The sequence below is a fragment of the Gracilibacillus oryzae genome (genome assembly GCF_009498735.1).
GTDB classification, from domain to species: domain Bacteria; phylum Bacillota; class Bacilli; order Bacillales; family Amphibacillaceae; genus Gracilibacillus; species Gracilibacillus oryzae.
Genome location: NZ_ML762425.1, coordinates 429296 through 441385, shown reverse-complemented (window position 1 = coordinate 441385; position 12090 = coordinate 429296). Strand labels below are relative to the sequence as shown.

General features: G+C 35.6%; 14 protein-coding genes. All 14 read left to right on the top strand.

The annotated features are described in order from the left end of the window. Positions 1 to 107: 107 nt before the first annotated feature. Positions 108 to 911, top strand: coding sequence for a spore cortex-lytic enzyme (gene sleB, locus F9U64_RS04920; protein ID WP_228275592.1), 804 nt, complete (start codon positions 108 to 110; stop codon positions 909 to 911). A gap of 15 nt (positions 912 to 926) precedes the next feature. Next, positions 927 to 2261, top strand: a complete 1335-nt coding sequence (ypeB, locus tag F9U64_RS04915; protein WP_153401889.1) for a germination protein YpeB — start codon at positions 927 to 929, stop codon at positions 2259 to 2261. Between the two features lie 172 nt (positions 2262 to 2433). Continuing rightward, entirely contained in the window at positions 2434 to 3090 is a 657-nt protein-coding gene (locus tag F9U64_RS04910; protein ID WP_153401888.1) for a flagellar brake protein, read from the top strand. 31 nt (positions 3091 to 3121) lie between these two features. Next, on the top strand, positions 3122 to 3781 hold the full coding sequence (gene cmk, locus F9U64_RS04905; RefSeq protein ID WP_153401887.1) for a (d)CMP kinase: 660 nt from the start codon (positions 3122 to 3124) through the stop codon (positions 3779 to 3781). A 3-nt stretch (positions 3782 to 3784) separates the two neighbouring features. Further along, a complete protein-coding gene (locus tag F9U64_RS04900) occupies positions 3785 to 4363 on the top strand; it encodes a lysophospholipid acyltransferase family protein (protein WP_153401886.1) in 579 nt (192 codons plus the stop codon). A gap of 98 nt (positions 4364 to 4461) precedes the next feature. After that, complete coding sequence (gene rpsA, locus F9U64_RS04895; RefSeq protein ID WP_153401885.1) at positions 4462 to 5604, top strand: 30S ribosomal protein S1; 1143 nt, start codon at positions 4462 to 4464, stop codon at positions 5602 to 5604. Between the two features lie 285 nt (positions 5605 to 5889). Then, the gene (locus F9U64_RS04890; RefSeq protein WP_153401884.1) at positions 5890 to 6489 is read left to right on the top strand and encodes a YphA family membrane protein; all 600 of its coding nucleotides are present in this window, start codon (positions 5890 to 5892) and stop codon (positions 6487 to 6489) included. After that, complete coding sequence (locus F9U64_RS04885) at positions 6486 to 7376, top strand: YIEGIA family protein (protein WP_153401883.1); 891 nt, start codon at positions 6486 to 6488, stop codon at positions 7374 to 7376. Before F9U64_RS04890 ends, F9U64_RS04885 begins: the two co-directional genes overlap by 4 nt. Further along, entirely contained in the window at positions 7376 to 7561 is a 186-nt protein-coding gene (locus tag F9U64_RS04880; protein WP_153401882.1) for a capping complex subunit for YIEGIA, read from the top strand. The genes F9U64_RS04885 and F9U64_RS04880 overlap by 1 nt, the downstream gene beginning before the upstream one ends. 321 nt (positions 7562 to 7882) lie before the next feature. Continuing rightward, positions 7883 to 9193 (top strand): ribosome biogenesis GTPase Der, encoded by a 1311-nt coding sequence (gene der, locus F9U64_RS04875; protein WP_153401881.1) that lies wholly within the window; start codon positions 7883 to 7885, stop codon positions 9191 to 9193. A gap of 12 nt (positions 9194 to 9205) precedes the next feature. Further along, positions 9206 to 10246 (top strand): NAD(P)H-dependent glycerol-3-phosphate dehydrogenase, encoded by a 1041-nt coding sequence (locus tag F9U64_RS04870; RefSeq protein ID WP_153401880.1) that lies wholly within the window; start codon positions 9206 to 9208, stop codon positions 10244 to 10246. 57 nt (positions 10247 to 10303) lie between these two features. Further along, on the top strand, positions 10304 to 10564 hold the full coding sequence (locus F9U64_RS04865; protein WP_153401879.1) for a stage VI sporulation protein F: 261 nt from the start codon (positions 10304 to 10306) through the stop codon (positions 10562 to 10564). Positions 10565 to 10855: 291 nt separating this feature from the next. After that, a complete protein-coding gene (locus F9U64_RS04860; RefSeq protein WP_153401878.1) occupies positions 10856 to 11053 on the top strand; it encodes a DUF2768 domain-containing protein in 198 nt (65 codons plus the stop codon). 20 nt (positions 11054 to 11073) lie between these two features. Further along, entirely contained in the window at positions 11074 to 11796 is a 723-nt protein-coding gene (locus F9U64_RS04855; protein WP_153401877.1) for a hypothetical protein, read from the top strand. Positions 11797 to 12090: the final 294 nt, after the last annotated feature.

The following is a 12090-nucleotide window of genomic DNA, read 5'->3' as shown; positions in this document are numbered from 1 at the left end:
AAAACGTAAATCATTGCTGAACTTGAAGTTCTTAATGGAGGTTGTATTTTATGAAATATCTTAAATGGTGCGGAATAGTTGGTTTGTTTCTTACCTTACCATTCATCATGACAGAAGAGCAGGAATTGAACGCATTTACTGGACAAGTCATCCAACATGGTGCCACAGGGGAGGATGTTATTGAATTACAAGCAAGATTACAGTATCTAGGTTTTTATAATGGGAATATTGATGGAGTTTTTGGCTGGGGGACATACTGGGCATTGCGTAATTTTCAATATGAATTTGGTTTAGAAATTGATGGTTTAGCTGGTGCCACGACAAAGCAAAAATTAGTGAATGCCAGTGAATATGATAGACAGTTTGTCAAAAAGCAAATTGAGTCAGGGAATAAATTTTCCCATTATGGAGGTGTTGATAATAGTAAACAGTCTCAACCAAGTGAAAATCAGTCACCACCAAATGAGCAGAATAATCAAGGAACTCAACAGCAGAATACACCAGAAGCCCCAGAGGCAGATTTAGAACCAACAGCCGTTAATGTACCGCAGGGATTTTCACAGAATGATATTAATCTCATGGCAAATGCTGTCTATGGTGAATCAAGGGGTGAACCATATGAAGGGCAAGTAGCTGTAGCAGCCGTCATATTAAATCGAGTAGAGAGTCCAACATTTCCTAATACTGTCTCAGGTGTGATTTTTGAACCGAGAGCTTTTACTGCAGTAAGTGATGGCCAAATATGGTTAACACCAAACGATACAGCAAAAAGAGCAGTGTTAGATGCCATTAATGGCTGGGATCCTACAGGAGAAGCATCCTATTATTTCAATCCAGATACAGCGACATCTGGCTGGATCTGGACAAGACCGCAGATTAAACAAATCGGAAAACATATATTTTGTAAGTAAAGTGGAGGTGTGTGCATGTTTCGATGGATAGTAATAACACTTTTAAGTCTTACCGTTGTTGGCGTATCGGTATGGGGTTACCAAGAGCATCAGGAAAAGAATGCAATATTAATTCAAGCAGAAAATGAATACCAACGTTCCTTTCATGATTTAACTTATTATATGGATTTATTGCATGACAAAATAGGATCTTCATTAGCAATGAACAGCAGGGAACAATTATCCCCACAGTTAGCTGAAATTTGGCGGATTACTTCAATGGCACATAGTGATGTCGGTCAATTGCCATTAACTTTACTGCCATTTAATAAAACAGAAGAGTTTCTTTCACAAATAGGAGATTTTAGTTATCGAACTGCTGTAAGAGATTTAGAAAAAGACCCATTATCTGAGGAAGAACTGGCCACATTCGAGACATTATATAAAATGTCCGGGGAAATTGAGACAGAATTAAGAAAGGTCCAGAATATGGTGTTAAATGATAACTTAAGATGGATGGACGTACAGTTAGCTTTAGTTAATAATGACGAACAGGCTGATAACACGATTATTGATGGATTTAAAACCGTGGAAAAAACGGTAGAAGGATATTCAGAGAGTAAGATTAATTCAAGTTTAATGGGAACTTCCAGTAAAAAAGATGGCTTTTCAATGCTTGGAAACGAGAAGATTTCTAAAAATGAAGCAAAAGAAAAAATGAGAAATCTGTTTAATTTAGATAAAAATGAAGAGATCACTGTCACGACAACTGGTGACGGAGCAAGCATTCCGATGATCAGCGCCTCCTTTCATGATGAAAAACGTTCTGGTTATGCTGATATAACGCAAAACGGAGGCTATCCAGTAACGTTGATGATCAATCGGGAAGTAAATGAAGCGAACATTAGTTTATATGAAGCTGCAAATAAAGCAAAAGAATATTTAGCTGAAAAAGAGGAATTTGGTAATCTGGCGTTAATTCAAAGCAATCAGTATGCTAACGTAGGGGTATTTCATTTTGTCCCTGACCAAAACAATGTATGGATTTATCCTGACACCATACAAGTAAAAGTCGCCTTGGATGACGGAGATATTCTTGGATTTGTAGCAAAAGATTATTTGGAAAACCATCATGACCGGACGATTAATGAGCCGAAAGTTTCTGAAGAAGAAGCCAGGTCAAAAGTGAATCCAAATCTAAACATCCAGGATTATCATCTGGCTGTTATTGAGGATGACCTTGGTGAAGAAGTGTTATCATTTGTGTTTTTAGGTACAATGGGTAATGACACATATAAAATATTCATTAATGCAGAATCAGGCAAGGAAGAACGAGTGGAAAAATTAAAGCAAGCAGAAATAAAATATTAGAAGTTACAGTTTTTGAAATTCCAAGCTGAACAAGAAAAGCAAGAAGAGAGGTTTTATTCCTTCTTGCTTTTTTTAATTTGTGATAATATAGTAAAAAAGAAACTAGTGTTGCAAATTGCTTACATAAAATCTCTGTATATATAGAAAATGGATACTAGGAAGAGGATGAAAATTGATAAAAATAGGCACATTTTTACAACTTGAAGAAGTAAATAGTAATAGTGATCAAGACATTACTGTAACTTACCGGTGTAGAGTAATAGAGACAACGCAAGATAAGATAATCATTGATTTACCAATTAATGAACTGACAGATAAAACAACGTTCCTTACTGAAGGAATGGTGCTCAAAGTCAGTTATATTCAAAATAATTCTGTTTTTGTTTTTCAGTCCAAAGTAACAGGAAGAAGGTTAGATCATGTTCCAGGCATTATTTTAACCTTTGATAAAAAAAGTGTAAAAAAAATTCAAAGAAGAGAGTTTGTCAGAGTGGATTCTATGTTGGATATTTCTCTAAGGAGCCCACTTGAACAATTCCCCCCCATTACAACAGTGACGAAGGATATAAGTGGTGGAGGTTTATCAGTCTATCTGGATCCTTCACAAAAATTAAATGAAAATGATGTACTTGATATGATGTTAGTTATGCCAATTGATAATACAATAGAGTATTTACATATCGAGGGCAAAGTTGTCCGGTTTATCGAGATAGAAACAAAAGGGGTACTTTCGGTTAAATTTACAGATATTTCTATACAACATCAGCAAAAAATTGTTCGATTTTGCTATTTGAATCAGTTGAAGATGAAAAGAAAAGAAATGAGTTAAATGCAGTAAAAAAGAAAGAGGTATTCACACAATGAAAAAAATTGCAATTGCGATAGATGGACCAGCTGCAGCAGGTAAAAGTACAATAGCAAAGCTGGTTGCTCAAAAGTTAAACTATATCTATATTGATACAGGAGCAATGTATCGTTCCTTAACACTTCAAGTAATTCGTGAACAAATCGATTTTCATGATGAAGGGAAAATTGTTTCATTACTAAACGATCTGGACATTGAACTGAATCAAAACTTTGAGGTGTTTATCAATAAACAGAATATAACAGAAGAAATTCGAGCAAATGATGTTACAAATCATGTTTCTAAAATTGCCTCCATTCCTGCTGTTCGTGATGAGATGGTAAAACGCCAGCAGAACTTAGCTGCTGACAGAGGAGTAGTAATGGATGGAAGAGATATCGGAACAAGAGTTATTCCAGATGCAGAAGTTAAGATTTTTCTTATAGCCAGTGTTGAAGAAAGAGCGACTAGACGTCATGACGAAAATAGGAAAAAAGGAATTCCGACCGATTTAGAGAAATTAAAAAAGGAAATCGAAAATAGAGATCGAATGGATTCGGAAAGAGCATCTTCCCCATTGAAAAAAGCAGATGATGCTATTGAAATAGATACAACATCACTTTCGATTGAAGGTGTCCTGCAAAGAATTCTATCAATTGTGGATCAAGAGGTGTAATGAATGAATTTATATAAATTTGGTAAATTTTTAATGAAAATTTGGCTGAAACCAAAATACAACGTAAAAACGGTAGGATTAGATAATATTCCAAAGACAGGTCCTGTTATTATTTGTTCAAATCATATTTCTAATTTTGATCCTCCAATCGTCGGAATGACATGCTCACGGGATATTCATTTTATGGCAAAAGAAGAGCTGTTTGAAAAACCGTTGTTTGGATTTATTTTAAAAAATGTACACGCTTTTCCGATAAAAAGAGGAATGAAAGATCGTAATGCTTTGAGAAAAGGATTAGATGTTTTGAAAGAGGGAAATGTATTAGGATTGTTTCCTGAAGGTACGAGAAGTAAAACAGGTGAATTAAAAAAGGGTCTTGCTGGTGCGGGCTTCTTTGCATTAAGATCAGATGCTGTCATAGTCCCATGTGCAATCATCGGGGATTACAGTAAGAAACAGCCACTGATTGTTTCATATGGCAAACCTGTTGAAATGAAAAATTTAAAAGAGAGAAAAGCTTCCGCTCAGGAAGTAACTGATGTTATAATGGAAGAGATAAGAAAATTAAAAGAAAATAACTAATTTCGTCTATATAACTTGACAAATTAGTCCAAATGTTAGAAGTTAGAAAAAAGCACATTTTATGTTTTTTGTGTTGTAATTTGAAGGAGGTCTTTGTCATGGATGAAATGAACCAAGAAATTTCCGAAATTAAGGAGCTTTCCGTTGGCGATATTGTCAAAGGAAAAGTAGTCAAGGTAGAGGAGAAACACGTTCTAGTAGATATTGGATACAAGGTAGAAGGAATTGTACCAATCAGTGAATTATCTGCACTTCGTATTGAAACTGCTAGTGATGTGGTAAGTGAAGGCGACGAACTGGAATTACAGATTAAGAAAGTGGAAGACGAAGAAATCGTTCTCTCTAAAAAAGCTGTCGTTGCTGAAAAAGCTTGGGAAGATCTGCAACAAAAATTTGAAGCAAATGAAACAATTGAAGCAGTGGTAAAAGATGTGGTAAAAGGCGGATTAGTAGTTGATGTTGGATTAAGAGGTTTTATTCCTGCATCTTTAGTTGAGACCCATTTTGTAGAAGATTTTGCTGACTATCAAGATAAGTCAATTACGTTAAAAATCGTTGAATTAGATAAAGAACAAAACCGTATTATTTTATCACACAGAGCAGTGTTAGAAGAAGATGCAAAAACTAAAAAAGCAGATCTGCTTGAAAGCCTTGAAGAAGGACAAGAAATCGATGGTACAGTACAGCGTATTACAGATTTCGGAGTTTTTGTTGATATTGGCGGTATTGATGGATTAGTACATATCTCTCAATTATCTCATACACATGTTGAGAAAGCTTCAGACGTAGTTGCTGAAGGTGATAGTATTCGAGTGAAAGTGCTATCTGTTGATAAAGAAAAAGAAAGAATTTCTCTCTCTCATAAGGCTACACTGCCCGGACCATGGGATAATATCGCTGAAAAGATTTCAGTAAATGATGTTGTCAGTGGAACAGTGAAGCGTCTTGTTAATTTTGGTGCATTTGTAGAAGTGCTGCCAGGTGTAGAGGGACTTGTCCATATTTCCCAAATTTCTACACAGCATATCGGAACGCCTGCAGAGGTATTAGAAGTAGGCCAGCAAGTTGATGTGAAAGTTCTCGAAGTAAACGAATCTGAGAAACGTATATCTTTAAGTATTAAAGACATCGAGGAAGAGAAAAACAATCAAGAGATTAAGCAATATGAAACGGATGATGACCAGTCAGGTTTCCAATTAGGTGATATGATTGGTGACAAACTGGATAAATATAAGAGATAAAAAACGAGTACGCTACTTTAAGTGGCGTGCTTTTTTTTTGGACTTAGAAATACAGAAATGATTTTTTTGCTTCAAACATGGAGAAATAGCCTGGCGGGGATGTTTCAGTTTCTGCCTGGTATTACCTGTGATATGCTGCATCCTAAGAAAAAAGGATGGGATCTGGCGGATTATATTCGTGTTTTATTATCCTCGAATACCATTATGCGTATACCCTAATATAATTTCTTGCAATCTTACCGTATAAAAATAGCTAAACTGACGATAATGTTAAGGGTGATATGGATGGAAGAGTTTATTTATATTTATATTTTGTGGCTGCTTTGGTGTCTAACGACCTTTTTTTTCAATAAAACAAAATTACGGACAGTTTACAGTTTAGGGATTTTACTCCTTATTATTTGTGTGCCTTATACAACAGTGATTGGAGAAATCACTTTAAATAGTGGTGTAATTCTTCTTGTTTTTTATAGTTTTGGTCTATTAATGATGCTGTCGATGCCAATGAAGAAATATCTTTATACCTTACTATTTGCTTATTTATATGTTATTTATTTTGTCTGGTATATAACAAATCCCATATTAAGTTATCCCTATTTTATGTTAATTGGTATTATTGTCGCTACTATTGTATTGCAGATTTTTGAGAGAGATTTCCACCAGAGAATATTGATCTGGATCACAAGTTTAGCATTTGGACAAGTTTTATATACGTTAATATGCTGGAGCTATTCATTGGAATTTACGATCAATTATCATGATTATTACATTCTTTTCTGTAGTGTCTTACTGTTGTTGTGTCTAATAAACATTTGGTTATTACTATTAAAAAGAATGGAATTGGTAATACAAGGAATTGAGTCAAAAAAGAGGTGGACTTATTGAATGAATATACATACCCCATATTATTTGGTGTAATTGTCGGTACACTTGCTCGTATTATTATGCTAAAAACAGATTATCGCCAATATCCTACATACCTGCATGGCAAGATAATTCACCTGGCTTTAGGATTTATTGCCGCAGGACTCGGATCCGTAGCTGTTCCTGCAATTATGGAAAAAGAATTCACTGCTATTACGTTTTTAACCATTGCGGCTTCCCAGTTTCGGGAAGTGAGAAATATGGAAAGGAATACACTTACCGAAATGGATGGTTATGAATTAGTTCCGCGCGGGAAAACCTATATTGAAGGTGTTGCCATAGCATTTGAAAGCAGAAATTACTTAGTTATCTTTACATCTCTCATTACCACATTGTCCTATTTGGTCTGGAATCTTTATATTGCTATAGTTGTGGCGATAATTGCATATTTCATTGTAAACAAATTGATGAGTGGTTCTACATTAGGGGATATTGTGGATATAGAACATTCAGAAGTGTCCTTCGATGGAGCTGGACTTTATGTTGATAATATTTATATTATGAATATCGGTTTGCCTGCAAGACAAGAAGAAATCCTGAAATATGGAATGGGGTTTATTTTAACACCCAAATCATTCGATGTCAGGTCAACCATTGCTAATTTAGGGCAACGACAAGCTATTTTACATGATGTATCTGTTTCACTTGGTGTATTCAGGGATTCAGGAACACCAGCATTAGTACCATTGATCAAGCGAGATTTAGATGACGGAAGGATTGGGGTTTTCATTCTGCCTCAAGATAAGAATGTGGAAAAAGCGATGAAAGTTATCAGTGCTGTTCCAGTATTAGAAAATGCTATTCGAATGCCCTCAGAATCCAAAGCAAGTAATAAGGAGGGTTCCTGATGCAATTAGAAAAAGCAATTCTTGCAACAATTACTACAAATGCAAAGAAGGTGACTGCAGGTTCTTCTATCTTTATCTGTGAAACGAAAGAAGAGATGGAGAAAGTAGCTGCCAATTTAGAAGCAATATTAGATGGGATAAGTCATGCACTAAGTGATGAGCTATATATAATTGTTAAACACTAACACTAATGATCTCTGGGAAGCAGTTTTTATCCTGACAATTTTATTTAAAACGTCTATCTTAACTGAAACTTGTTTTTATTCAATGGTTTATGGTACTTTAATTAAAGCGATATAAGAGCAAGCTTTTATAGTGCGTGTTCAAAAAGTCGGCAAATTAGAAGCAAGAAGGTCGAGGCGGTTTAGTGAGGAGCCTCGGAACGTATGGTCTGAATACGTGAGAAGCGGACTCGCAAACCAACGAAGAGATTCGCCACTTATCATTTGGTGACTTTTTGAACATCTTCTTATAGAGAGAAATTTATAAAGGAAGGATGTGCCTTCATGAGAAAATCAGTTGTAGCAATTGTAGGAAGGCCTAATGTAGGTAAATCAACTATATTTAATCGATTAGTTGGTGAAAGGATATCTATTGTGGAAGACATACCTGGAGTAACCAGAGACCGAATTTATGCGAAAGCGGAATGGTTAAATAATACATTTCGTTTAATAGATACAGGTGGAATAGAAATTGGTGATGAGCCGTTACTGATTCAAATGAGAGAACAAGCAGAAGTAGCGATTCAGGAAGCTGATGTTATTATCTTTTTAGTAAATGGCCGTGAGGGAATTACAGCTGCTGATGAAGAAGTAGCCAAAATGCTGTATAAATCAAACAAGCCAATTGTACTAGCTGTAAACAAAATTGATAATCCGGAAATGAGAGAACAGATTTATGAATTTTATGCTTTAGGATTCGGTGAGCCATTCCCTATCTCTGGAACACATGGTCTAGGGCTGGGAGACTTATTGGACCGTGTATTAGAATTATTTCCGGAGCGTGAAGAGGTACCAGTCGATGACGATGTAATCCACTTTAGTTTAATTGGAAGACCGAATGTAGGTAAATCTTCATTGGTGAATGCCATGTTAAATGAAGAGAGAGTAATTGTCAGTGATATAGCCGGAACGACCAGGGATGCAATTGATACCACTTTTACAAAAGATGATCAAAATTTCGTTATTATTGATACAGCAGGAATGAGAAAAAGAGGAAAAATCTATGAAACTACTGAAAAATACAGTATCCTGAGAGCATTAAAGGCAATTGAGCGATCAGATGTTGTCTTAACATTAATTGATGCGGAGACTGGTATAATTGAACAGGACAAAAAAATTGCCGGTTATGCACATGAAGCGGGGAAAGCTGTCGTTATAGTAGTGAATAAATGGGATACGATTTCTCAGCATGATCATGCCATTAAAGAGTTTGAAGAAAATATCCGGGCCCATTTTTTATTTTTAGATTATGCCCCGATTGTTTATTTATCCGCAAAGACAAAAAAGAGAATTCATACCCTTCTGCCTAAAGTAATGGAAGCTAGTGAAAATCATACAAAACGTGTGGAGACGAATGTATTAAATGATGTCATTATGGATGCATTAGCAATTAATCCAACACCGACAAGAAACGGAAAACGGTTGAAAGTTCTTTATGCAACCCAAGTGGCTGTAAAGCCTCCAACCTTTGTTGTATTTGTAAATGATCCAGAATTAATGCATTTCTCCTATGAGCGGTTTTTAGAGAATAAAATAAGAGAAGCATTTGGCTTTGAAGGAACCCCTATTAAAATTTATGCAAGAAGACGAAATTAGAGGTGATTCATTGTGGGGAATATTGCGGTATTAGGTGCAGGAAGCTGGGGCACGGCACTGGCAATGGTGTTATGTGACAATAATCATGATGTGCGCTTATGGACACATAATGACGAGCAGAAAAAAATGATGCAAACTTCTGGAATGAATGAAAAATATTTACCAGGCATTTCACTTCCGTCTAATTTGAATATCGTCAGTGACTTGGAAGAGGCGATGAATAATGCAGAATCAGTTATTCTTGTTGTACCATCTAAAGCTATTCGGGAAACGTGTAAGAAAGCACTACCATATATAAAAAAACATATGGTCATTGTTCATGGTTCCAAAGGCATAGAGCCTGTTTCACATTGCCGAATATCAGAAATGATACAAGAAGAATTAAAAGGTATGGACTATAGCGGCATCGTCGCACTGTCTGGCCCTAGTCATGCGGAAGAAGTAAGTTTAAAACACCCGACAACGGTAACAGCTGCTTCTGTAAGTGCATCTGCTGCAAAATATACCCAGGATTTGTTCATTAATGAGTACTTCCGGGTGTATACCAGCCAGGATATAGTTGGTGTAGAGTTAGGTGGCGCATTAAAAAATATCATCGCATTAGGTGCAGGTATATCTGATGGTTTAGGATATGGCGATAATGCTAAAGCAGCTCTGATTACAAGGGGGCTGGCAGAAATATCAAGGCTTGCCACAGTTTTGGGTGCTAACCCTTTAACTTTTATTGGCTTATCAGGTGTTGGCGATTTAATTGTTACATGTACAAGTGTTCACAGCCGGAATTGGCGGGCAGGAAATTTATTTGGCAAAGGACAAAGTCTAAGTGATGTACTAGACCAAATGGGCATGGCAGTGGAAGGAGTACGAACAACCGAAGCTGTATTTCAATTATCACATAAGCTGAATGTGGACATGCCAATTACAAGAGCAATATACGAAGTCATATTTGAGCAAAAATCTCCAAAAGATGTAGTGGATCACTTGATGACTAGAAATAGAACTACGGAAATTGAAGATATTGCCTCCATTTTAGTCGACAGGTATTCTGATTAACTGTTTGGTCTCCCTCTGCATACTATAAAAAGAGATCTATAGTAAGGAGGAGAAACAGTGAGCGATTTTAAACAAAATATGTTTGACCAAATTCAGAAGAAGTCAAATATCAAATCAGACGAAATATTAAAAGTAGCCCAATCTGTTCAAAATGCTGATTTTTCTGATGAAGCAACAGTAAGAAAGCTGATTAGGCAATTAGCGAACATGGCTGGCAAACCCGTTTCTAAGGAAAAAGAAGATAAAATTGTTCGGGCTATTACGAACAATAATATGCCTGCAGACATAAACACATTAAGTAAACTATTTAAAAAGTGATATTATAGGCACATGAGGATGCAATGTGAAATTGCTTCGCATACAATAAATCGCACAAGCATTCACTTTCAGGGTGCAACTGGGTATTTATTTAGTCATTACCGGAGTAGATTCTGCCCCTTCTACTTCGGTTTTTTTATTTATTCTTCGTTACATATAAGAAAGTTGAATTGATTTTTAACTTTTCTTGAACTTATTAGAAAACAAGTGGCTCAAAATTGCTTATATGGTATACTAGTAATTATGTTTTTATCACGATATTATACAGAGAAAGAAAGGATGGTACTATTCATGTCAGCTTCCATGATGATGATGTGGGTATCTTTTGCTGGAATGATTGCACTATTTTTAGCAATTGGTCTGATATTATTAAGTCGTTATAAATTAAAAGGTGTTCTCGCAGTCATCGTCGCATTCATTGCTTATATTTTTCTAATACTCGGTGGTTTTATTATTGGTTTCGTCGTACTAAGAGGACCGACATCATAATTGGGAGGTTCGAAAGAAGAATGATACATAAAAATATTCTGTTATTTATTATTTTACTGCTGTTAACTGGCTGTATGTACCCATCAGAAAATTTGAGTCAAAATCAAATTTCAAATGATGCACAGCTTGAAATGGTGCAGCAGGCAATTAATCAGTATGCTGCACAAAATGAGGGCAGATTACCAATCTATACTAAAGAGAACGACACACCTATTTATCAGAAGTATATGATTGACTTTAACATGTTAAAACAAAACAACCTGATCCAGTCTATTCCAGGGACTGCTTTTGAAAGCGGTGGAATATATAAATACGTATTAATTAATGTGGAAACAGAACCGGTTGTTAAAGTAATTGATTTAAGAGTAACAGATCAGTTAAGGGATATCCAGCAACGTCTGGATATATATATTAGTGAAAATGAGTACCCTCCATTCGGAAAGAAAGTGGCTGATGGCGTTTATTCATTAAAATACGAAGAATTAAACTTAGATGCTGCGCCTTTCGTGAAGAGCCCATACTCTACTAATAATCTACCTGTTCTAATTGATACAAACGGGGAATTATTAATCGATTACAGGATGGAAATATATAAATTACTGGAAAATACGGATAAGCCATATCAAGCAGAAGAAGATGTAAGAAAAATACTTACCGATAACTATCCGATCGTCCCGGCATATTCCATACCGTATACCTTGAAAGATGGGGAACCAGTTTTTTCTTCCGATTATAAAAAATAGATAGTAAACAAGCTATTTAATACCGAACGATTATTCCAGTTGTCTACCTGCGAATTCGTTCGGTTTTTTTATATTACATTTCCAAAAACTATGAAAGTTCCACTAGATAAACACCGGTATTTCTTGTTTCTTATTTAAACTTAAAAATGAAAGTTAGCATATCCTTCTAATTTGCCTCATATGATCTACTAGTTATTTCTAATCCAACACAAGGGTGTGAAAAAAGAAATTTAATTATTCGATAAATATTAGCATATTTTAATAGGACAACATCATAAACTAACAATGTCAATG

Excerpts from the sequence above, each read along its gene's own strand:
- F9U64_RS04860 (WP_153401878.1), top strand. The coding sequence starts at position 10,856 with ATGTCAGCTTCCATGATGATGATGTGGGTATCTTTTGCTGGAATGATT.
- der (WP_153401881.1), top strand. The coding sequence starts at position 7,883 with ATGAGAAAATCAGTTGTAGCAATTGTAGGAAGGCCTAATGTAGGTAAA.
- rpsA (WP_153401885.1), top strand. The coding sequence starts at position 4,462 with ATGGATGAAATGAACCAAGAAATTTCCGAAATTAAGGAGCTTTCCGTT.
- cmk (WP_153401887.1), top strand. The coding sequence starts at position 3,122 with ATGAAAAAAATTGCAATTGCGATAGATGGACCAGCTGCAGCAGGTAAA.
- F9U64_RS04890 (WP_153401884.1), top strand. The coding sequence starts at position 5,890 with ATGGAAGAGTTTATTTATATTTATATTTTGTGGCTGCTTTGGTGTCTA.
- F9U64_RS04900 (WP_153401886.1), top strand. The coding sequence starts at position 3,785 with ATGAATTTATATAAATTTGGTAAATTTTTAATGAAAATTTGGCTGAAA.
- ypeB (WP_153401889.1), top strand. The coding sequence starts at position 927 with ATGTTTCGATGGATAGTAATAACACTTTTAAGTCTTACCGTTGTTGGC.
- sleB (WP_228275592.1), top strand. The coding sequence starts at position 108 with ATGACAGAAGAGCAGGAATTGAACGCATTTACTGGACAAGTCATCCAA.
- F9U64_RS04855 (WP_153401877.1), top strand. The coding sequence starts at position 11,074 with ATGATACATAAAAATATTCTGTTATTTATTATTTTACTGCTGTTAACT.
- F9U64_RS04880 (WP_153401882.1), top strand. The coding sequence starts at position 7,376 with ATGCAATTAGAAAAAGCAATTCTTGCAACAATTACTACAAATGCAAAG.